Raw genomic sequence first — 22,461 nt, forward strand, 5'->3', positions numbered from 1 at the left:
CGCCAATCCTGCTGTGACGCAGGGTAGTGAATACCCTAGTCGCGCAGCCACTCCAGCTCGACGCGGACAGGCCGCTCGCCGATGCTCAGGCGGCAATCCGTCATCGGCTCGCCGCCAACGCGGATCGCCGCGGCGCGGGGGAGCCGCACCCGGGTCCCCTCCGGCGGCGCCAGCCATCCGGCTCCAGGAAGTCGACGCACCGTGAAGGAGGCACCTTGCGGTTCCCAGTCAAGCCGGTCGACGGCGAGGCCCCCGCGTGCGCGCAGTCCCGTCACGCTGCCACGCGGCCACGCGGTGGGCAGGGCCGGCAGCACCGACAGCGAGTCGGTGCTGGACCCGAGCAACATCGAGGCAACGAGACCTGGAAGACCTCCGCTGGCGTCCAGATTGAAAATCCTGCCCGCATCGTGCGTTGTTGTCAGGGCCGGGCTCCAATGCTCAATCGCGAGCCAGTTGACGCATGCCTCGGCCGCCGCCGCATCGCCGAGCGCCGCAGCGGCCATCCCGACTTGGACGAGCCCGAATGCCATCTCCATCCGTCCGGGCGGCGCGGTGGGCGCCTCGGCACGCCATGCGATTTTGTTCCGCACTGTCGCCAAGGCGGCTGCACGCAGCTGCGTTGCCTCCTCGCCGTCGCCCTCGAAGGCCGGATCGATCTCGTACCAGAGCGGGTAAAGCTGGGAGGCGTGCCGGTGGGCGATGTTCTCGTTCCACTGAGGGTCGAGCCACTCGGCGAGAGTACCGTCGGCTGCGACGCGATAGGGCGGCAGCCCGCGCAGGACACGTGACCATCGTCCATCCAGGGAGTCGTCGCCGCGGGCCCGGCCGAGCAGTGTGGTCGCCCGCGCGGCATCACGCACGATGGCGACATCGATCGTCGCGTCCGTCGCGAGGGGGACCCGGGCGCCCCCCGGTGTGTTCTCGGGCGAATAGGACGGGACAATTCTGCGGACACCGTCGACCTCAAGCAACGCAGTCTCGGCAAAACGGAGGACTCCTTCGGCCAGCTCCCACACTCTGTCATCGACGATCGATCGGTCGCCGGTCGTGGCGACCGTATCGGCTACGATCCGCAGAACCCAGCCTCCGCACCCCGTCCAGAACAGATGGGGGTACTGCCCGGCGAAATGGTTGGCGCGGCCGTGCGTCGACATCCGCGAGGGGAGGAGCATGCCTTCGGCGCCGTAGATGAGGCGTGCGTTATCGCGATAGTCGTCGAGGTGGTCCCGCACGAGGCTCAGGAGCGACAGGGCAAGCTCCGGGGTGCCCGTCGGAGTCATGCCGGCCATCGCACCGTTCTGAACGTTGCCGTTCAGGGTGTAGTCGGCCGACCAGGCGGGCCGCCAGGTGCCCTGCCAGACACCCTGCAGGGTTGGTGGCAGCTCGCCCGTGGAGGCGATAATGTTCGCCCGGCCGCTCAAATACGCCGCTTCGACCACGCGGCGGCGCGCGCCCCCGTCGCCTGCGCGGGCCCTTGCCCAAAGGTCCTCTGTCCGTGACGCGGACGAGCCGCCCTGCAGATCCAGCATCGATGCGCCGGTCAGGGGGCAACGCGCCTTCTGCTGTTCGTTGCGGACTGCGTCCCACGACGGCGGCGTGTCACTGGTCGCTTCAACCCTGCGCCCGTTGCCCGGCAGCCTGATGTCGACCCGGATCAGCTGGGCCGCCCCCGGCCCCGTCCGGACGCTCGAGCGCGTGACGTCTCCTTCGACCTGCCACGGCTTTCCGGTCACCGCCGTGACGGTGGCCCGGACGGCTGTCGCCCCGTCGCCTGCATCGCTCACGAGTACGCCATGAGCCCCGCCGCCGACAATCGCGTTGACCACGGTGGAGGCGTCGGGAACCCCGGTGTCAAAGGATGTAGCGGCGCCGGCGCCCAGACCGAGCTCGACGATGCTGGTACTCGCGGATTCCGCTTCGAGCGCAAGCATGACGGACTCGCCACCGTGCGGGGCGATGAGCCGGAGTGCGTGCCGCCTGAACTCGAGATCGGTCCACTCAACTGCGACCTCGCCAAGAAGCGGATCGATGGTCCGCTGCGACTCGGCGACGCCGCCGGCGGTACGGACGGTGAGCGTCGCGCAGAGGCCGAGCGGGTCGGTCCAGATCAGGCCGTCGCCGTACCCGCTTGCGCGGGCTCCCTCGCCGAGCGCGGCACTTGCGGCGTCGGCTTCGCCGGAGAGGAGCGCGTCCCGCAGCCACCCCCTCACAGGAGCGAGATCGGGCGCCTGGGGCCTGGGGTTCACGGGGAGGAAATAGCGCTCGTGCGCGAGGGAGATGGTGATCGCGTCAGCCGGACCATAGGCGACGGCGCCGACCCGGCCGCTGCCAACGATGAGCCCCTCTTCCCAGGTCGGGGCATCGGTGGCCGTCACAAAGACGGGCCCCTCCTTCGGTGGGACGGCGGGGGACGCAGGAGCAGCGGGGGAAAGCTCGGTCATCGTCATCCTTGCTGTGCTGGGAGGCTCGCTACGCAGTCTGTCCCGGAAAGTCGCAACCCGGCCGGGCTCCGCCTGCGCAAGCCGTGTCCTTGGTTATGCCGACTCCCGCTGGACGAGGGAGGTGGCAAGAATGGGCTGCCGGTCGACGTCGCGGCCTTGCAGGACCGCGAGGATGGTTTCTGCTGCGACGCGCCCCATATCCTCCAGTGGCTGTCGAACCGTCGTGAGTGTTGGATCCATGGTGGTCGCGATGGAGACGTCGTCGAAGCCGATCACGGCGACGTCGGACGGGACGCGGCGACCGGCGGCCTGGAGGACCCGAATCGCTCCGCTCGCCATCAGGTCGGAGGAAGCGAAGACGCCGTCGAGGTCCGGATATCGTTTGAGGAGGCGCGCCATCGCCGCCGAACCGCTCACAAGGGTGAACTCGCCATGCACGATCGGGCTGTCCTCGATGCCGAGCTGCGCGAGCTCGTCACGCCAGCCCCTGATGCGGTCGCGGGCTGGCTCCATGTCGCTTGGGCCGGCGATGATCCCCAGCCGTCGGCGTCCGGCGTCGACCAGCGCCCGTGCGGCGAGCCTGCCACCGCCATAGTTGTCAGAGTCGATGACAATCGCGTCGGGGGCGAGGGCGACACGGGGGCGCCCGACCCACGCGATCGGCACGGGGGAGTCGGCGAGTGCCTGCGCGAGATGCGTGATTTCGTGCTGAAGGATGACGATCGCACCATCAATCGCCCCTGAGCGCAGAAACCGGGGGATGCGGTCGCCATCTTCGTGATCGGCCGGTAACAGGACGGGTTGGACCTCGCCGGTGTAAAGACCCTTCGCGGCGCCTTTGAGCACCGACGTGAAGAACGTACCTGTCAGGCTGTCGAGCTCGTTGAAGGCGACGATGAGTGCGATCGCCCCCGAGCGTCCGCCCCGCAGCATGCGAGCGGCGCTGTTGGCCTCATAGCCCAGCTCCTTGGCCGCGCGCTCGACGGCCGCTGCCATCCTGGCATCGACCTTCGTCTCGCCCGCGAGTACCCGCGCAGCCGTGGCGCGGGATACTCCCGCAATTCTGGCAACGTCCACCAGGGTGGGTCTTGGCATCGTGCATCCTTCTGAAAGTTGTGGACAGGCGGCCTCGATCTTGGCGGGAGGCCAGGGCCCCAGACTTCGATCTCCAGGCTCCCACGAGCACGGGAATCCGTCAGCGACATCCGTCCCCTTGGCGAAACTTTATTGTCTAACAGTATAGAGATCGATACTCCGGCGCGATAACTATTGGCATGAATTGCTCTTGCCTGGCGCCTGCTGACAAGCTACGGTTGTCGATCAGAGATCGTTCTCTAGCCCGGAGTCAGATGGCTCTGAGATCCCTGCAAGTCCCCGACGAAGAGGAATTGTTGTGAAAAGAAGCTCGACGGCGATAATCGCCACTGCAGCAGCACTTGCCGTCGCTCTGACCGGATGCTCGTCGTCCGGCGGCGGCGCCACATCGGCTGATCCGAATGCCGAGGTCTCCTTCTGGTCCTTCACCGGGATCAACGCGAAGGACAGCGTCAATGAGTACGCCAAGAAGGTGCCCGGCGCGAAGGTCAAGCTGACCGAGGTGGGCAGCACTACCGAGACGGCCACCGCCCTCACCGCCGCGCTGGCCGGGGGCAAGGTCCCCGACCTTGTCATGATCCAGAATGACGACCTGCCCAAGTTCGTCGAGAACAGCTCCAATTTCATTGACCTGCGCACCCTCGGCGGCGACAACATCGCCCACGACTACCTCGGCTGGGCCGCTGGTGCTGCGACCGCGACGGACGGCTCCATCATCGGCATCCCGACCGACGTTGGCGGACTGGGTTTCGCGTACCGTGCCGATCTCTTCGAGAAGGCCGGTCTGCCGACAAAGCCCGACGAGGTTGCTGCCATGTGGAAGGACTGGCCCTCCTTCATCGCAATGGGCCGGAAGTACACCGCCGCCACCGGTAAGCCGTTCGTCGACAATATCGAGACCAGCGTCTTCTTCTCCACCGTCAACCAGGTCAGCGAGAAGTACTATTCGCCCGACGGCAAGCTCGTCTACGACACGAACCCCCAGGTGAAAGACGCGTTCGACGTCGCCGTCAAAACCCATGACGCCGGCATCAGTGCGGGTATCGCGGCGTGGTCCTCGGGCTGGGCTCCAGGGCGCGCGAACGGTGCCTTCGCCGTCACCGTCGCTCCCTCATGGATGCTCAAGGGCATCAAGACCGACGCCCCCAACACCGCCGGCAAGTGGCGCATCGCCAGCGTGCCCGGCGTCGGCGGCAACTGGGGTGGCAGCGTTATTGCCATCCCGGCCCGCGCCGAGCACCCCGAGGCTGCCTGGCAGTACATCAAGACGATGATGTCGGCCGAAGGCCAAACGGACCACTTCACGCAGTCGGGTACCTTCCCGGCGGCAACCTCCGCCGTCGCAAGCCAGTCAGTCCTCGACTACACCGACCCGTTCTTTGGAGACTCGAAGATCGGCAAGGTCATGGCCACCTCCGTCCAGAAGTTCCCGTCGTTCTACAACGGCCCCGACACGACGCCGATCAACGGTGCGCTCCTCAACACCCTCGTCCAGCTGGAAGCCGGCGGCGTCACCTCCGATAAGGCGTGGGCCACCGCCCTCCACTCGGCTAAGCAGGCCATCGGCGGCTGACCGTTCCACCCACCCGGGTGGCCCGGCCTGGACAGCGCCGGGCCACCCCTTCGACGGAGGTACCACAGTGTCAACGGCGACAGCCACTCTCTCCCGCAAACAGCGCAAGGATCCGGTTCAGAAAGCCACGCGGATCCGCAACCCGCTCTCCGAGCGGATCGCTCCCTATGCGTACGTTGCGCCCTTCTTCATCATCTTCCTCGTCTTCGGACTATTCCCCCTGATCTTCACCTTCTACGTCTCGCTCTTCGACTGGAATCCCATTGGAAAGCAGACGTTCGTAGGCCTCAGGAACTTTGAGCAGCTCTTTGCCGACGGACGGTTCTGGAATGCGCTCCTGAACACGTTCGGGATCTTCCTGATCTCGACGATCCCGCAGCTGCTTCTCGCGCTCTTTCTCGCCCACCTGCTCAACCATGCACGCCTGCGCTGGGCGAACTTCTTCCGCATGGCGCTGCTGGTTCCGTACATCACCTCCGTCGCGGCGACCGCGATCGTCTTCGCTCAGATCTTCGACAAGAACTTCGGCTTCATCAATTGGGTCCTGGGGCTGTTCGGGCTCCCGTCGGTGAACTTCCTTGCGAGCAACTTCGGCTCCTGGATCCTCATCTCGGCGATGGTCATGTGGCGCTGGTTCGGCTACAACACGCTGCTTTACCTGGCGGGCCTGCAGTCGATGCCCCGGGAGATGTTCGAGGCGGCCTCCGTGGACGGCGCCTCGAGCTGGCAGCAGTTCCGGCACCTGACGATCCCGTCGCTGCGCCCCATCATCGTCTTCAGCGTCATCATGTCGACTATCGGCGGGCTGCAAATCTTCACGGAGCCGCTTCTCGTGGCGCCCGAGTCGGGCCTCACTTGCGGCGCGGGCCGACAATGCCAGACCCTGTCCCTCTTTCTCTACGAGCAAGGCTTCGGGTTGTTCAAGTTCGGTTACGGTTCCGCGATCGGCGTCGTCCTGTTCGTGATCGTCGTTCTCGTGTCGTTGCTCAACTTCTTCCTGTCCACACGTACGAGAAAGGCCCGCTGATGTCCGATGTCATCGATGAAGTCATCCCGCAGAGCCTGGCCGACCGCGGAGTCAAGCCGGCCCGGCCCCCCAAGCGCCGCAGCAAAGGAGGCAGAGTCAGTCGGCGCGTGTACGTGTTCCTCGCCCTGGCCGTCGTCGTGTCGGTGTTCCCGTTGTACTACATGTTCGTCATCGCGTCCGCGGGAGCCACGGCCGTGACCTCGATTCCCCCGCGGATGTACCCGGGCACGCAGTTCTTCGACGTCGCCGCGAAGGTGTTCGACACCGTCCCGTTTTTCGCCTCGCTGATGAACAGCGTATTCGTCTCGCTCACGATTGCCGTCGTTTCAGCCATCATGTGCGCAATGGCGGGCTTCGCGTTCGCCAAGCTTCAGTTCCCCGGCCGGAATCTGTTGTTCCTCATCGTCCTGTTGACAATGACCGTCCCTGCGCAGCTCAGCGTGATCCCGCAGTACCTGATCGTGTCCGGGCTTGACTGGGTTGACACCCTGCAAGCAATCATCGTGCCCGGGCTGGCCAGTGCGTTCGGTATCTTCTGGATGCGCCAACACATGGCGACCACCGTCAGCGATGAACTCATCCAGTCCGCCCGCATTGACGGTGCCAATTCGTGGCAGATGTTCTGGGCGATCGCCTTCCCGGTGGTCCGTCCGGCCGCGTTCGTGCTCGGACTGATTACCTTCACAGGGGTGTGGAACGACTTCATGTGGCCGTTCATTGTCCTGAAATCGCCGGAGTTGTTCACCGTGCAGATCGCACTCAAGCAACTCCAGGCCAACCGTACGATTGATGTGGCGCTGGCCATGGGCGGCTCGTTCCTGGCTACGCTGCCCCTGCTGATCGTGTTCTTTTTCGTCGGCCGGCGCATGGTGTCGGGCATCATGGACGGGGCGTTCAAGGGCTGATGCTGCACGACACTTCCAGCACAACCGCACGGCCCGCGACCGGCCGGACGGATACCGGCAACCAGCAGGGCTGGCGGGATCGATCGCTCCCTGCCGCAGAACGCGCCCGCTTGCTCACCGCCGAGCTGACCCTTGAAGAGAAAGCCGCCCAGCTTGGATCCGTCTGGGTCACCGACGCGGCAGACGACTTCGCGCCAAAACTGGAGGATGGTCCCGGGACCGCCGCCGATGCCTTGGAAGGTGGGCTAGGCCAGCTCACCCGCGTCTTCGGCACGGAACCGGTCACCGTCGCCGAAGGAGTGCGCCGCCTGCGCGAACTGCAGGAGCGCGTCGTCGCCTCCAGCCGCCTCGGCATTCCAGCCATCGCGCACGAAGAGTGCCTGACCGGGCTTGCGGCCTACGGCGCGACAGCCTTCCCGACGCCACTCGCCTGGGCGGCGACGTTCGACGAGGAACTGGTTCGTGAGATGGCGGAAGCGATCGGCTCCGACATGCGCGCGCTCGGCATCCACCAGGGACTCGCCCCCGTGGTCGATGTGGTGAAGGACTACCGCTGGGGCCGCGTCGAGGAGACCCTCGGCGAAGACCCCTACGTCGTTTCGCAGCTCGGCGCCGCGTACGTCGCGGGACTCGAGAGCACGGGGATCATTTCGACGCTGAAGCACTTTGCCGGGTACGCGGCATCCCGCGGTGCCCGCAACCATGGCCCCGTCAGCATGGGTGCGCGCGAGTTCGCCGACACCGTGCTGCCTCCATTTGAGGCCGCACTGCGGCAGGGCGGTGCCCGCAGTGTCATGACCTCCTATACAGACATCGACGGCGTGCCGAGCAGCTCAAACCGGCACCTGCTGACGACGTTGCTGCGCGATCGTTGGGGCTTCGAGGGCACCGTGGTCGCCGACTACTGGGCCGTGCCGTTCCTCTCTGCGATGCATCACGTCGCTGTCGACACGGCCGACGCCGGCCGGCTGGCCCTGCGCGCGGGAGTCGACGTCGAACTTCCGCAGACAGCGGCGTATGGCGAGTTGCCGCGCCTCATCCGGGAGGGCATCGTCGACGAGCGCGACCTCGACCGCTCGGTGCAACGCCACCTCCGGCACAAGTTCGAGGTGGGACTGTTCGACGACGCGCCGCCCGTCCCGCCCGGTGCCGAAAGCGTCGATCTCGACAGCAGCCGCAATCGGAAGATCTCCTCGCGGATCGCCGAGGAGTCGGTGGTGCTGCTGCGCGACGAGGATGCGCTGGCACTTCTCAGGTCCGGGAGCATCGCGGTCATCGGCCCGGCAGCTGACCAGTTCCGCAGCCTCGTCGGATGCTACGCGTTCCCCAATCATGTGCTTTCGAAACACCCCGGGCATGACCTCGGCATCAGGATTCCGACAGTGCTGGCCGCCATCCGCGAAGAGTTCGGGGCGGACCGGGTGCGATTCGAAGCCGGCGGTGAAATCACTTCCGCTGACCCTGACGCCGTCTCCGCCGCCGTTGCGCTCGCGCGCGACAGCGATGTGGCGGTCGTGGTGGTGGGAGACATTGCCGGGCTGTTCGGCGACGGCACCTCAGGCGAAGGCTGCGACGCCGCGGACCTTCGCTTGCCCGGCGGGCAGGACGCACTCGTCACCGCGGTGCTCGAGACCGGGGTGCCGACTGTCTTGGTCGTGTTGTCCGGTCGACCGTATGCGCTTGGTACCTACGGGAAGGCGCGCGCCGTTGTCCAGGCTTTCTTCCCCGGAGCTGACGGCGCCGCCGCGGTTGCCGGAGTGCTCTCCGGCCGCGTCCAGGCAACAGGCCGCCTGCCCGTGCAGATCCCGCGCTACCCCTACGCCTCGACGACGTACCTGCAGCCGGCGCTCGGGCTCCCGAACCCAGGTATCACTGCCCTGGACAACACGCCGCTGTACCCGTTCGGCTTCGGGCTCACCCGGGGCGCCATCACCTACGAAACAATCACCGCCGCCGAGACGCTCAGCACCGAAGGCTCGCTCGACGCGGCCGTGACGATACGCAACGACGGCGATGACACCGTGGAGGTCGTCCAGCTCTACGCAGCCTTCCCCTCGGCGCCGGTGGTCCGTCCCGCCGTGCAACTCATCGGCTACGCCCGGATCCCGATCGGGTCCGGTGAATCGCGGACGGTCTCCTTCCGGATTGACTCGGCCCGGCTCGCGATCACCGGCGAATACGGGGCGCTCGGAGTCGATCCAGGGCCCCTGCGGCTCATCGCCGGCCCGTCGGCAGCCGAGGCCGCGGTGACGGCTGAGGTGGCCATCGTCGGCGAGCGGCGACTGCTCACAGAGCGCGCGCTGCGCACTCCATGGTCGATCAGTTCCCCGACCAGCTAAGACACTCATGACTCAACCCGTTCCGGCTCATCGTCCGGGAAACCACCAGCTGAACCTACTCACAGACTTTGGAGGATCTTGACCATGGCATCTTCGCCCCGGCTCGTCGTCAATCTGGACATCGCGGGCCCCACCATCAGCCGCCACGTCTACGGCCACTTCGCTGAACACCTCGGCCGTTGCATCTACGGCGGTTTTTGGGTGGGGGAGGACAGCGGGATCCCCAACACCCGGGGAATCCGCAACGACGTTGTGGAAGCCCTGCGCGAGCTGCACATCCCGAATCTGCGCTGGCCGGGCGGCTGCTTCGCCGATGAATACCACTGGCGCGACGGTGTAGGCCCGCGGGAACAGCGTCCACGGATGGTCAATTCCCACTGGGGCGACGTTGTGGAGGACAACTCCTTCGGTACCCATGAGTTCATGGACCTTTGCGAGTTGCTCGGCGCGGACGCCTACGTCAACGGCAACGTGGGTTCGGGCACGGTCCAGGAGATGAGCGAGTGGATCGAATACCTCACCCGCGCCGATGATTCACCCATGGCTGCACTCCGGCGGCAGAACGGCCGGGACGAGCCCTGGAAGGTTCCCTTCTTCGGCATCGGCAATGAGCCCTGGGGATGCGGCGGCCATTTCCGCGCGGAGGCCTATGCAGATGTGGCCCGGCAGTACAGCACCTTCGTCCGTTCCCACAACGGCAACGAGGTCTACCGCATCGCAGCCGGTGCCAACGCAGATGACGTCGGCTGGACCAAGGCCCTCATGGAAGCACTCCAGGACAAGGGCGGTCCGGACCGCAAGAGCTTCCCGTACCAGGGCGTCTCCGTGCATTACTACACCATGTCCGGCCAGTGGGACGCGAAGGGCTCTGCCACGGAATTCAGCGAGGAGGAGTACTGGAAGACCGTCAAGGCGGCCCAGCATATTGAGGCCCTGCTGAGCGCCCACGCCACCATGATGGACGTCTACGACCCGCACAAGGCGGTGGGGTTGGTCCTGGACGAGTGGGGCACGTGGTGGGATGTCGAGCCCGGCACCAACCCCGGCTTCCTTTACCAGCAGAACACCGTGCGTGACGCCCTGGTGGCGGCCATCCACTTCGACTCCTTCCATCGCCACGCGGACCGTCTGGCCATGGCGAACATCGCCCAAACCGTGAATGTCCTGCAGGCCATGCTGCTCACCGATCCGGAGAGCGGCGCCCTGATCAAGACCCCCACGTTCCATGTCTTCGCCATGAACGCCGGTCACCAGGACGCCGCGGTAGTGCACACGTACCTGGACTCGGACGCCTCGTATGAGCTGGACGGTGCGCGGCTTCCGACCATAACGGCGTCTGCCAGCACCAAGGAAGGCAAGGTGCTCATCTCTGTGGCCAATCTCGAACTGGAAGACGAGAGCGAGCTGGTCCTGGATCTGCGCGGCGGCCGTCTGGACCACGTAGAGGCCATGGTGCTCGGCGGCGAAAGCGTCGCAGCGTTCAACGCCCCGGCGCATCCCTACGCCGTCGCGCCCCGTCCGCTGGCCGTGAAGGAACGGGACGGCCACGTGGTACTCCGCTTGCCGGCCCACTCGTTCGCGACCGTCCGTGGCACCCTGGCCGGTCAGGGCCCTGTGGCCCCAGCCGCAGCCGCCACTGCCGCGGCGCCCGCCGCTTCGGCCACCGGCAGCAAGCCCTGCCTCAACTGCTGAGCGCTGGATACCGCCGCAGGTACCCCCATCGTGCCAGGTCCGATGGGGGTACTTGTTTGCCCTGGATCGTCATGGGAATCGTCATGAAACGAGAGACAAGCATGAAGCGTGATTACCTGCCGCTGAGGCAGATCCAGCTCCGCGAAGGCCGCTTCGTTGATGCCCAGCGGGTGAACCGCGAGGCGCTGCTGCGCCTGGACCCGGACCGCCTTCTGGCTCCGTTCCACCGCGAGGCCGGCCTTCCGGCCACCGCGGCGGGCTACGGCGGCTGGGAGTCGTCCGGGCTCGACGGCCACACCGCGGGTCACGTCCTTTCTGCCCTCGCCCTGGCCGTGGCGGGCGACGGCGACCGCCGCCTGGGGGAGATGCTTGGACGCATGCTCTCCGGGCTGCGGGAAGCGCAGCTGGCTGGCGGAACGGGTTACCTGGGCGGTGTTCACCGCGGGCCGGCGCTCTGGGACGAGCTCGCCCGGGGTGAGGTCACGGCGTCGCCCTTTGAGCTCAACGGCCGCTGGGTTCCCCTGTACAACCTGCACAAGACGCTGGCCGGCCTTGTCGACGTCGCCTGGCATGTCCCCTCGGCGGAGTCGGACCGGCTCGTGGACGAGCTGGGGAACTGGTGGCTGGAAACCATGGCGCGCCTGGATCAGGAAACGCTGGAAAGGGTGCTGGTCACTGAATTCGGTGGCCTCACCGAGTCGTTTGCCCGACTGGCACTGCTCCGCCGGGATACCCGCTACCTGTACCTGGCCAAGAGATTCGTCCGGGAGGAGCTCATCACCCGGGTATTGGCCCTGCCCGGCGAACGGGTCCAGGATTCCCTGGCCGGACTGCACGCCAATACGCAGATCCCCGTGGTGGTGGGCTACGCAACCATCGCCAGGGTGGCCCGCGAACTGGGCGTGGAAGACCGGGCGACCGCGCGCATCGGCGAGGCGGCCAAGGCCTTCTTCGACGACGTCGCGGGTAGGCGCAGCAGCGCGATCGGAGGCAACAGCGTACGGGAGCACTTCCACCGTAGGGACGACTTCACCCCGATGTTTCTCGGCCGTGAGGGTCCGGAAAGCTGCAACAGCTACAACATGGTCAAGCTTGCAGCCGAGCTCTATCTGTTGGAGGGGGAGGACCACTGTCTGGACTACATCGAGGTGACCCAGTGCAGCCATGTGCTCTCCACCCAGCACCCGGACCATGGCGGGCTGGTCTACTTTACGTCGCACCGTCCCGGCCACTACCGGGTCTATTCGCCCGAGCAGGACGGCTTCTGGTGCTGCATGGGCTCGGGCTATGAGGCGCATGCAAAGCACGGGGCCCACGTGTACGTCGCCGAGGGGGAAAAACTCCGTATCACCTGGCTCCTGGCCAGTGAGCTCAGCTGGGAGGAACAGGGCGTGCAGATCTCCATCGACTCCGACTGGCCCGCTGGGAGCACCGCCCGCGTCCGGGTGACGGCGCCGCAACCGCGCGTGTTCACGCTCGCCATCCGTGTCCCGCAGTGGGCGCGGGGGGCTGCCGCCGTGTTGGGCGACGGCCGAAGGATCGACGACGATGGGGCGGGCTGGTGGACCCTGTGCCGTCGCTGGGAAGGCATGGAAGAGATCCGGCTCAGCATGGAGCGCGAGCCCCGGCTGGTGCCAGCACCGGACGGTTCGGCCTGGGCATGGATCCAGTACGGGCCCGCCGTCCTGGCCGAGGAGTTATCCGACGACGGCCTGGACTACCGGGCGGGCGGGGCCAGAACAGCCCACATCGCCTCGGGACCGCTCCGGCCCCTTTCCGAAACCCCGGTGCTGCTGGCCGGCGGCTTGGACGCGGTGCCCCAGGAGGGGGAAGGGCTCTCTGTCCTCGCCACGGACGGGCAGAGGGTCCGCCTGAAACCCCTGCACAGGATCCACGATTCCCGGTACCGGCTTTCCTGGCCCTTGGCGCAGGACGTCCGCCAGGTCAGTGAGGTACGGTACGCGCTGGCCGGGCATGACAGGGCGTCCACGGCCCTTGAAGCCCGGGTGGTGGACGGGATCACCTTCGGGGAGCAGCAGCCCGAACTCGACCACGGGGTCAGTGTTCCCCACGCGGAACGCGGCCTGACAGTGGACGGGACCCGCTGGCTCCGTCCCCGGGGGCCGCTCTCGCTCACGCTGCGCGACTGGACGACCGCCGGCACGAGCCTGCGCGTCGAATGGGTTCCGGGGGAGGACGAGGTCACTTTCCTTTTCTCCGGCGGGGACCACCCGACGGCTGTGGAGGTCACCGCCGGGGCGGACGGCGTGTGGGAGATGCCGTTCACCACCGGTGGAGAGCAGGAGGTCCGCCTGCTCCTCGCCCCGCGGGAAGGCCGCCCCATGCCCCGGCTGAGCCGCCTGCTGCTGCTGACCGGTACCGCGGATTCCCTCGGCTGAAAACAAGCCGTCCGGGGCTGTCCCACGGCCCCGGGGCAGGCAGGGCAAGGAGGGTTGACCTGCAGCGGCGACGGCGGTGAATGGGATTGCCGGTGCAAGTCCGGTTATGGGCGTGGACCGGGAGATCCGGCTTGCGTGGGGAGGCCGGGAGCTTGTGTGAGGTGGTCCTCGCCGGGTCTGTGGCTGCTCATAGACTAATGCGCAATTGGCTGAACAGGCCGGCCGTCATTTCGTAGCTTCACCATGGAAGGAGACCGCAATGCATTCAAAACCCGGCACCGCTCTCACTGTCCGGAATGCCGTGATTTTCGACGGCTCATCGCCCGACCTCATGGAAGGCTCGATCCTTTTCAAGGACGGGATCATTGCCGAGGTAGGAAACGTGGCTCCGCAAGGCGAGGTACTCGACGTCGCCGGCAAAACGGTGGTTCCGGGCCTGATCGATGCGCATTTCCATGCGTACGCGGTGGGCCTCGGGGGGTTTGAGGTCGAAAAGGGCCCGCTGAGTTACGCCGCCCTTGTGGGCGCCAAACGCCTGGAGTCCGCCTTGAGGAGGGGTTTCACGACGGTCCGGGACGTGGCCGGCGGCGATGCGGGTTTGTCGCGTGCCGTCAAGAGCGGCCTCTTCCGGTCGCCCCGCTACTACTTCACCGGGCCCGCCCTCAGCCAGACCGGGGGACACGGTGATCCACGGTCCGCGGACCTCGATCTCTGCTTCAGCCACGGTCACATGTGCGCTGTCGTGGACGGCGTGGATGAACTGAGGAGGGCTGTCCGTGACAGATTCCGGACCGGCAGCCATGCCATCAAGATCATGACGTCGGGCGGGGTCGTGTCGCTCACCGATCCCATCCGGGTCCCGCAGTATTCCGGTGAGGAGATCCGTGCGGTTGTGGAGGAGGCCAACCGCCGCGGCAGCTATGTTGCCGCGCACGCCTACTCCCCGGAAGCGATCGTCCACTCGGTCGAAAACGGAGTCCGGTCCATCGAACATGGCAACCTCCTGGACCGAGAAACCGCGTTCCTCATGGCAGAGCGCGGAAGCTACCTGGTCCCCACTCTCGCTACCTACGATGCGATGAACCGCCGGGGCGCGGGCCTTGGACTGAACCCGGTTTCCCAGGCCAAGAACGCTGAAGTCCTGGACGCAGGAAAGTCCGCCATCGAGTTGGCCCTGCGCGCGGGTGTCACGGTGGGTTTCGGGACCGACCTCATGGGCGATCTGGAAGACGAACAACTCGCCGGTGTCCGTTTGCAGACCGAGGTGGCCGGTGTGCTTGAAACCTTGAAGTCGATGACGTCGGTCAACGCCGCGCTCCTGCAGGACGGCGCGATCGGCCGGATCTCGGCAGGTGCCGCTGGAGATGCTTTGATCCTCGACGGGAATCCCTTCGAGGATCCAGCTGTGCTTTGGGACGAGGCGAGGCCGCGGACGGTCATCCAAGCCGGCCGGGTAGTCCGATGAAGAGGGGTTTGAGATGTTGAAGGACCCAGGCGCCCATGGCTTTAGGCTCAACGGCGATCTCGGCCGGCCCAAGGTTGACTGCGGGCCAATCGCGGAAGTCCCCGCTTTGCGCCTATTGCCGGGGAGGCTACAGGCGTAGCGTCTATCCAACAGAGCGTTCTTGCGCCGTGAAGGAGGCGGGCATGGCTGGATGGAATGCCGACACGGCGGCGGGCCCAGTGGGGCCGGGGACCGTGACTTTGGTGGAGGGCTCGTCCTTCTGCATCTCCATGGCGAACGGTGACATCCATCCGGAACATCCCCATGGTGTTTTCCATGACGACACCCGCATCCTGTCGCGCTGGAACCTGCTGATCAACGGCCAGTCCCTGGAACCCCTGACCGCATCGACCACCGAGCCTTACCGGGCCTTGTTCATCGGCCGGGTGCCCCGTTCCGACGGGTATGCGGACAGCCCCTTGATCGTGGAGCGCGTCCGGGAGGTCGGTGCCGGGATCCTGGAAGAAATCACCATCCGGAACTACTCCCCGGACGAAGCCGAATGCGAGGTCACCCTCGACGTCGAATCGGACTTCGCCGACCTCTTCGAAGTAAAGGAAGCACGCGTCCAAAGGCACTGGGAAGAATCCCGGGTGCCCGACGGCGACTCCCTGACCATCAAGGCCGCTTGGCAGGGCATCCGAAAAGGCGTCGTCGTGAGGGCCAGTGGCGCCGACATCGCCGCGAAGGCCCTGAGCTACCGCGTGGTCGTCCCCCCGCACGGACGCTGGAGCACCCGGCTGAGTGTGGTGCCGTCCGTCGACGGCGCCGCGCCGGCGGCGTCGTTCGTTCGTCAGCCCGGCGGTGAAACATCCCCCAGCGACCGCCGCCGCGAGGAATGGGTGGCGAAGATCCCGAAACTGCACATGGGCAACCGCTCCATTGAACGGACCCTGCGGCGCAGTTATGACGACCTGGGAGCGCTACGCATCGAGGATCCCGCCCACCCCGAACGAATCGTCGTGGCCGCCGGCGCTCCCTGGTTCATGACGCTCTTCGGCCGGGACTCGCTTTGGGCCTCGGAAATGGCGCTGCCGGTGGACCCGTCCCTGGCACTGGGCACCCTGAAGACGCTCGCGGACCGCCAAGGCAGGATGGTGGATCCGATGAGCGAGGAAGAGCCGGGGAAGATCCTGCACGAGGTCCGGCTCGGCGTCTCCAGCGGGCTTTCCCTCGGCGGCAAGTCCGTCTACTACGGCAGTGTCGACGCAACCCCGCAGTTCGTCATGGCTATCGCATCGGTGAGCCGCTGGGGTTTTGCCAAAGACACCATCGCCGCGCTGCTGCCGCACGCCGACCGGGCCCTGGACTGGGTCCGGAACTACGGGGACAAGGACGGCGACGGCTTCGTTGAGTATGAGCGCCTCAATGAACAGGGCCTCATCAACCAAGGCTGGAAGGACTCCTGGGACGGGATCAACTTCGTTGACGGCCGCTTGGCAGAACCGCCGATCGCGCTTTGCGAAGTCCAGGCGTTGGTCTACTCCGCGTACCTGTCCAGGGCATGGATGGCCTACGACGCCGGCGACGTACCCATGGCGACCAAACTCACCGCCGAAGCGGCCCGGTTGAAGAAGAAGTTCAACGAGCAGTTCTGGATGCCCGAGCGCGGCTACTACGCCATCGCCCTGGACGGCAGGAAGCGGCAAGTGGATGCATGCGCGTCCAACATGGGGCAATGCCTATGGCACGGTATCGTCGATGAGGACAAGGCGCCCCAGGTAGCCGCGCGGCTCATGTCCCCGGAGATGTTCAGCGGCTGGGGTGTGCGCACCCTCGCCAGCGACATGGGGGCATATAACCCCGCCAGCTACCACAACGGCTCGGTCTGGCCGCACGACAATGCGATCATCTGCGCAGGCTTGATGCGCTATGGGTTTGTCGACGAGGCGCAACGAATCGCGACGGCCCTCTTCGAGGCAGCCGATTACACCGGCGGCCGGCTTCCGGAACTCTTCTGCGGTTTCGATCGCGGGCAGGTCGCCGAGCCCGTGCCGTACCCGACGGCGTGTTCCCCGCAGGCCTGGGCGGCCACGAGCCCGATCATGCTGATCACCAGCCTGATGAGGTACGACGCCCACGTCTCCCGCGGCGGCTTCTGGATGGATCCGGCGCTGCCCGAGTCTTACGGTGACCTGCACATCACCAACGCGCCCATGGCGGGCGGCCGGATCACCATTGAAATCACGGATTCCGAACCTGTCGTACGGGGGCTGCCCGACGGAATAGCATTCCATCGTGAACACCGGCCATGGCTGACGGAAATGATGGAACAGGTCGGGCTGGGGGATCAGGAGTAATCCCTTAGTGCGAGAACCCGGCCGCCGCCTCGGTGAGGCTCTTTCCCTTCGTTTCGGGGGCGAGCCACTGTGACAATGCGGCGCCGACGAAGGCGATGCCGGCGGCGATCAGCATTGACGTTGCCGGGCCGAGATTGACCATCGCCCAGGGCAGCAGGAAGGTGCCCAAGCCGGCGCCGATGCGGCTGATGGCGGCGGCGAAACCCGTTCCGACGCAGCGGACCTCGGTGGGGAAGACCTCGCCTGGGTAGACCCCGGTGAGGGTGCCGACCATCGCGTTGAAGAAGGAGAACGCGAGGAACAATGCGAGCACCGCGGCCGGCGGCGCGCCTGCCCACAGGCCGATGACGGCAAGGAGCACGGTGCAGATCCACTGCGGCGGCACGGTCAGCATGCGCCGGCCGACCTTGTCGATCAGCAGGACGGTGAGGATCACTGCGGTGAGGGCGACGGCGGAGAGACCCACTCCGCCGGCGAGTCCGCCGCCGAGGCCGTACTGGCCGAGCACGCTGTCCGCGAAGGTGGCGATTGCGAAGTAGGGTGCGATGGCACAGAACCAGAACATCGAGACGAAGAGCGTCGCCCGCCAGTAGCGCCGGGAGAACAGCATCCCGAAGGTTCCCTTGGCGGTGTCTTCATGCTCGACGTCGGACATTTCCGCCGCGTGCGCCATGTACCGGTGGGCCACCGCCATCGCCTCGTCCTTGCGGCCCTGGTTCCACAACCACCGGGGCGACTCGGGGAGCCCGAACCGGGCCACGAACAGGACCACCGCGAGCAGCGTGCTCGTGCCCAGGATGATCCGCCAGCCAAGGGTAGTCGAGTGGGCCAGCCAGTACCCGAGCGCGAATGCGACCATGAACCCGGCGTACCAGGCAATCAGGGTCACGCCCAGCAGGCGCCCGCGGAGCTCGGCCGGGGCGAATTCGGACATCAGCGGCCAGCCCACTGAATACTCCATGCCGATGGCCACACCCATCATCAGCCGGACCACGAAAAGCAGCTCCGGTGAGTCGACGAAGAACTGCAGGCCCGACGCGACGACGAACAGGCCCATGTCCAGCATGAACAGGGGCCGGCGGCCGAACCTGTCGGCAGCCCAGCCGCCCGCCGGGGAACCGAAGAAGATGCCGAAGAGGGGTCCGGCCGCGATCAGGCCCTCCCATAGCGTCGACAGGCCCAGGTCGGCGGTCAGGTTGCCGGTGACCGGGCCGACGATCCCGAGGATGTATCCGTCCAGGAACATGCCGCCGGCGAGGACGAAGACCATCCTCCGCATGAAGCGCCGTTTGAATGCCGACGTCGCTGTCGAATCCCCGGTGATGCGCTCTCGTTGTGACATGGGATGGGCCTCTTCCTCCCCCTGTCCATGATGGCCCTTTGCAGCGGAGGGAGGAAGTGCCGCCCGCAAGGCTACGTGTCCGCTGCGCCGAACCAGGTGGCCAAGGCCCCGGTGAGCCCGTCTGCCGAGCCTTCGCCGACCCATGCGACGTAGCCGTCGGGACGCACGAGGACTGCCGTGGGTGCAGGGACGCCACCCAGCACAGGCAGCTCCCACGCGCCGTCGTAGGCGGCCGCGACGTGCCGGACCCGTCCGGCCCAGGCACCGGCGTCCAGGCGTGGCCCGCCGAGTTCCAGCAGCACCGGGCGGGCATCGTGCAGCAGTTCGAACACCCGCACGGTGCCATCGGAAGTGACGACGTCGAGGTCCGGCATCCGGCGCCCCAGCAGCGGGTGCGCGCTTCCGGAGTCGTGGGGGGCCGGGCCGTACGCGACGTCGAGCCCGGTGATCAGCGCCGCCACCAGCGGGCCCGCGCCGTCGAGGACCATCACCTCGTCCAGCAGCTCCCGGAGTGCTTCCTGCCGCGGATCGGCCTTTTGGAACAGCGACTGCGCCATGGTGTACTTCAGTGCCCGGGCGCCCGCCGGGTGCCGTTCGGCATGGTAGGTGTCGAGCAGCTCCTCACCGGAAATGCCGCGCACCACCTGGCCGAGTTTCCAGCCGAGGTTGACGGCGTCCTGAACTCCCAAACCGATGCCGAGCCCGCCCGTGGGGGAGTGCACGTGTGCCGCGTCGCCGGCCAGCAGCACCCGGCCCTTTCGGTATGATTCCGCCTGCCGTGTGGCGTCCGTGAACCGGGACAACCACGCGGGGCTGTGCACGCCGAAATCGGTGCCGAACACCTCGAGCAGTCCACGCCGCAGCTCGTCCAAGGTGGGCTCGGTGTTCAGGCCCAGCACGGCCTCGGTCACCACCACCCGCACCATGCCGTCGCCCATCGCATGCAGTCCGTGGACCCCGCGCTCGTCGATCTTCCCGGGCTGCGTCAGCTCCTCGGTCACTTTCACTTCGGCGATCAGGCTGCTGCGCGTCGCATCCGGACCGATGAAGCCGATCCCGGCCGCCCGCCGCACCACGCTCCGCCCGCCGTCCGCGCCCACCACGTACCCGGCCCGCAGCGCTTCGCCGGAGTCGAGCGCAACGTCGACGCCGCCGTCGTCGGCCGCTATGCCGGTGACCTCCACGCCCCGCCGGATCCGCACCCCCAGTTCCTCGACCCATTCGAGCAGGAGCCTTTCGATATGGTTCTGGAACAGGGCCAGGGTGTACGGATGCCGCGTCGGCAGCTTGTCCAACTGAAGCGCGGTCCCGCCGAAGGTGGCAGCGGCGATGGTTGTGCCTTCGTCGAGGAACCGCCCGGCAATTCCGCGTTGGTCGAGCAGTTCAATGGTCCGGGCATGGATTCCGCCGCCGCGCCGGCCCGCCAGTTCCTGCGATCCGCGCCGTTCGAGTACCACCGCGTCGACGCCGGCCAGCCGCAGCTCGCCGGCCAGCATCAACCCCGTCGGCCCGCTCCCGACAATCACCACATCGTGCATTCCTGACCACGCCCCTTCCGGCATCCGATGGCCAGTATCAAACAGCCGGGGGGCCTTCCCGCAAGCCCCCCTCACCCGGATATCCTGGAAAGGGCAGGCTCTTTGATTCCTGTGGTTCTTGTCCGGGCCGCCCGCCATCATGGAGGCAAGCGCGAGGGCGGAGGTTCCGTGGGATGCCTGAGGGTCCATCACCCGCGCAGCAAGGGAACACGGCGCCGCTCCTTCCAAGTCCTCCGCGGCCCGGTCTCCCGGGCAACGCCGAGCCGATGGCGGAACAGGCAAGTGGACAGGGCCTCGATTGCCGTGGCCCTGAAACACCTGCGGACGCCGGCACAGCGGTGAGCGGCATGGCAGAGCGCTTCCGGGCCATCCTGGAGGAGGAACGCGCGCGCAAGCGTTCCCTGCTCGAGTCACTCCGCCGGGACATTGCTTCCGTGAGCGCCGCCCGGCTGGACTCGAACGTCGACGACGAACACGATCCCGAAGGCAGCACCATCGCCTTCGAGCTGTCCCAGGCCTCCGCGCTGTTGGAACGGAGCCGCTCCGGGCTCGAACAGATCGAAGCTGCGCTGGAACGGATTTCGGCGGGGCGGTACGGCATCTGTGAAGTCTGCGGAGCCGCCATAGCCGAAGGCCGGCTCGAGGCGCGGCCCTGGACCCCGTATTGCATCGAGCACGCCTCCACCGGCAAGTAGCGCCCCGGCAGATGCGCCTTGCGGCCGCGGACCCTTGTAGCCCGCATTGGGCCGGGGCTAGCATGGCCCCGCACCGGCACGGATCAATTCGAACCACTGCGAGGAGACTGTCATGGGAGACACGAACGCCGACGCATCGAAACTGATGGTGGACCTGATCATTTCATTGGACGGCTACGCCTCGGCCGAAGGCTGGCCGGGGTGGTGGGGACTGGAAGGTCCGGAATACCTGGCCTGGCTGGGGGAAGAAGCCGAAAAGGGTTACACCTTCCTGATGGGGGCAACTACCTACCGGCTGATGTCCGGCATGTCCGAGGAGGCCGCGGGCGAGGGCTCCGGATTCTCCGCCGACGAAGGTGCGGCACTGACCGGCCTTGCCGCGGTGCCGAAGGTAATCTTCTCTTCAACGCTAAAGGCGCCCCTGAGCTGGCCGAACTCGCAGCTTGTCAGCGGAGACGCCATCGAGGCCGTGCGGCAGATGAAACAGGAAGGGATCGGTCCGCTGAGCACCCTCGGGAGCCTCAGCCTCAGCCGTTCCCTGTTGGCCGCCGGCCTGGTGGACAGCTTCAGGCTGGTCGTGTTCCCCGTGATCACCGGCAAGACCGGGCGGGAACGGATCTACGACGGTTACCCCGACGTCTCGCTTGAGATGGTGGGCAGCCGGACTTTCGACGGCAGGCTCCAGCTGCTCGAGTATGTTCCCACCGTCCTCGACGGACCGCCTGGCGGCCCCGCCTGACCGCTTAGTGGTGCACCCGGTATCGGATGTGGGTCACCAGGCCCGTGCCGCCCACCTCGATCGGTTCGAGCTTCAGTTTCCCGACGCCGTCGAGTAGCCGGGCGCCTCCGCCGAGGATGATCGGCGAAACATGGAGCCGGAGTTCGTCGATCAGTCCGGCCGAGAGGAACTGCCGGACGGTGTCGGCACCGCCCGCGACGGCGATGTCCCCGCCGTCGGCGGCTTCGCGCGCCTGGGCAAGGGCCGGCTCGACCCCATCCGCCACGAAGTTGAAGGTTGTTCCGCCGTCCATGTCAAGGGGCGGGCGCGGGTGGTGCGTGAGGACGAAGACCTGGGCGTGGTAAGGCGGTTCCTCGCCCCACCAACCGCGCCAATCCGCGGCCCACGGGCCGTCTCCGGGCCCGGCGAACATGTTGCGGCCCATGATGTACGCCCGCGAAGAGAGAATGCCTTTGATTTCTTCGGCATTGGCCTCGGGTTCCTCGAACATCCAGCGGTGCAGTTCTTCCCCGCCCTCGCCCAAGGGCTCGGAGGGAGTCTGGTTCGGGCCGGCAAGGTAGCCATCGAGGGAAACGGTGAGATCGCACGTGACCATGGTCATGAATTCCTCCACTGCTGCGGGTCCGTGAATGCACGTCAGCGCAACCCTAGCCGTGTTGTCCTTCGGCGGGAAGGGATGCACGAGCGGTTGCGCCTTTTCGCAAGGGAGCACCCCGGCCGCGTGGCCGGGGTGCTCCCTTGTGAAGCGGACTATTGCGCGGAAAGTGCTGCGGAACTACGCGAAGTCGCCGCGGACGGGGATGGTGGCGCCGATGAGGATGCTGCCTTTTTCTTCGTTGGTGGCCGGGCGGATCTGGCCGCGTTCCGGGACG

General features: G+C 66.7%; 15 protein-coding genes. 10 read left to right on the forward strand and 5 right to left on the reverse strand.

Features of this window, described 5'->3' with window-relative positions; genetic code table 11:
* Window positions 1-35 precede the first annotated feature (35 nt).
* On the reverse strand, window positions 36-2,441 hold the full coding sequence (locus DWV11_RS20005; RefSeq protein WP_168404513.1) for a glycosyl hydrolase family 95 catalytic domain-containing protein: 2,406 nt from the start codon (window positions 2,439-2,441) through the stop codon (window positions 36-38).
* Between the two features lie 93 nt (window positions 2,442-2,534).
* Window positions 2,535-3,536, reverse strand: a complete 1,002-nt coding sequence (locus tag DWV11_RS01785) for a LacI family DNA-binding transcriptional regulator (protein WP_115787190.1) — start codon at window positions 3,534-3,536, stop codon at window positions 2,535-2,537.
* A 298-nt stretch (window positions 3,537-3,834) separates the two neighbouring features.
* On the opposite strand from DWV11_RS01785, the gene DWV11_RS01790 reads away from it, so the two are divergent.
* The 8 genes from DWV11_RS01790 (at window position 3,835) to DWV11_RS01825 (ending at window position 17,275) form a co-directional block, all read left to right on the forward strand.
* Window positions 3,835-5,109, forward strand: coding sequence for an ABC transporter substrate-binding protein (locus DWV11_RS01790; RefSeq protein ID WP_168404515.1), 1,275 nt, complete (start codon window positions 3,835-3,837; stop codon window positions 5,107-5,109).
* Between the two features lie 67 nt (window positions 5,110-5,176).
* Window positions 5,177-6,136 (forward strand): carbohydrate ABC transporter permease, encoded by a 960-nt coding sequence (locus DWV11_RS01795; protein ID WP_115787192.1) that lies wholly within the window; start codon window positions 5,177-5,179, stop codon window positions 6,134-6,136.
* Entirely contained in the window at window positions 6,136-7,041 is a 906-nt protein-coding gene (locus DWV11_RS01800) for a carbohydrate ABC transporter permease (protein ID WP_115787193.1), read from the forward strand. The genes DWV11_RS01795 and DWV11_RS01800 overlap by 1 nt, the downstream gene beginning before the upstream one ends.
* Window positions 7,041-9,380 carry a beta-glucosidase gene (locus DWV11_RS01805; protein ID WP_115787194.1) on the forward strand — a complete coding sequence of 780 codons (2,340 nt, stop codon included), beginning with the start codon at window positions 7,041-7,043 and terminating at the stop codon, window positions 9,378-9,380. Before DWV11_RS01800 ends, DWV11_RS01805 begins: the two co-directional genes overlap by 1 nt.
* 84 nt (window positions 9,381-9,464) lie before the next feature.
* Window positions 9,465-11,072, forward strand: coding sequence for an alpha-N-arabinofuranosidase (locus DWV11_RS01810; protein WP_115787195.1), 1,608 nt, complete (start codon window positions 9,465-9,467; stop codon window positions 11,070-11,072).
* Between the two features lie 101 nt (window positions 11,073-11,173).
* Entirely contained in the window at window positions 11,174-13,471 is a 2,298-nt protein-coding gene (locus DWV11_RS01815; protein WP_168404517.1) for a beta-L-arabinofuranosidase domain-containing protein, read from the forward strand.
* A gap of 259 nt (window positions 13,472-13,730) precedes the next feature.
* Window positions 13,731-14,936 (forward strand): metal-dependent hydrolase family protein, encoded by a 1,206-nt coding sequence (locus DWV11_RS01820; protein WP_115787197.1) that lies wholly within the window; start codon window positions 13,731-13,733, stop codon window positions 14,934-14,936.
* Between the two features lie 182 nt (window positions 14,937-15,118).
* Window positions 15,119-17,275 carry an amylo-alpha-1,6-glucosidase gene (locus tag DWV11_RS01825; RefSeq protein ID WP_115787198.1) on the forward strand — a complete coding sequence of 719 codons (2,157 nt, stop codon included), beginning with the start codon at window positions 15,119-15,121 and terminating at the stop codon, window positions 17,273-17,275.
* Between the two features lie 4 nt (window positions 17,276-17,279).
* On the opposite strand, the gene DWV11_RS01830 is transcribed toward DWV11_RS01825, so the two are convergent.
* Both DWV11_RS01830 and DWV11_RS01835 read right to left on the reverse strand, forming a co-directional pair.
* Entirely contained in the window at window positions 17,280-18,617 is a 1,338-nt protein-coding gene (locus DWV11_RS01830) for an MFS transporter (protein WP_245953389.1), read from the reverse strand.
* 71 nt (window positions 18,618-18,688) lie between these two features.
* Entirely contained in the window at window positions 18,689-20,155 is a 1,467-nt protein-coding gene (locus DWV11_RS01835) for an FAD-dependent monooxygenase (RefSeq protein WP_115787199.1), read from the reverse strand.
* A 347-nt stretch (window positions 20,156-20,502) separates the two neighbouring features.
* Here DWV11_RS01835 and DWV11_RS01840 point away from each other — a divergent pair, with 347 nt between their 5' ends.
* The gene (locus tag DWV11_RS01840) at window positions 20,503-20,850 is read left to right on the forward strand and encodes a TraR/DksA family transcriptional regulator (RefSeq protein ID WP_115787200.1); all 348 of its coding nucleotides are present in this window, start codon (window positions 20,503-20,505) and stop codon (window positions 20,848-20,850) included.
* 112 nt (window positions 20,851-20,962) lie between these two features.
* Entirely contained in the window at window positions 20,963-21,589 is a 627-nt protein-coding gene (locus DWV11_RS01845) for a dihydrofolate reductase family protein (RefSeq protein WP_115787201.1), read from the forward strand.
* 4 nt (window positions 21,590-21,593) lie between these two features.
* On the opposite strand, the gene DWV11_RS01850 is transcribed toward DWV11_RS01845, so the two are convergent.
* A complete protein-coding gene (locus DWV11_RS01850; RefSeq protein ID WP_115787202.1) occupies window positions 21,594-22,190 on the reverse strand; it encodes a dihydrofolate reductase family protein in 597 nt (198 codons plus the stop codon).
* Window positions 22,191-22,461 lie beyond the last annotated feature (271 nt).

The sequence above is a fragment of the Arthrobacter silvisoli genome, assembly GCF_003369445.1.
Lineage (GTDB): Bacteria > Actinomycetota > Actinomycetes > Actinomycetales > Micrococcaceae > Arthrobacter > Arthrobacter silvisoli.